This is a genomic window from Pseudoalteromonas sp. 5Ae-yellow (assembly GCF_014077565.1).
GTDB lineage: Bacteria > Pseudomonadota > Gammaproteobacteria > Enterobacterales > Alteromonadaceae > Pseudoalteromonas.
Genome location: NZ_JACGWD010000225.1, coordinates 1 through 240, shown reverse-complemented (window position 1 = coordinate 240; position 240 = coordinate 1). Strand labels below are relative to the sequence as shown.

General features: G+C 44.6%; 1 pseudogene. It reads left to right on the top strand.

The features are described from left to right. Window positions 1-240: pseudogene (locus H4J63_RS20165) on the top strand (IS4 family transposase); the annotation flags it as partial.

Sequence of the window (240 nt, the reverse complement as noted above, 5' to 3'; positions counted from 1 at the left end):
CCGGTTGATACACCACGTTGCCTTCGGGCCCAGTTATCAAGGTGAGGTGAACTACGCAAAGCAGTTATTTAGTCATGTAAGTGATAACAGTCTAACTATTTTTGACCGATGTTATCTCAGCGCTGAGCTACTGATTAATTGGCGTAAGCAACACCCACAGTCGCACTGGATGGTCCCGATTAAAAGCAACACGCAATACACCGTCATTGAATCTTACTCTGAGCATGACTTCAAAGTAGA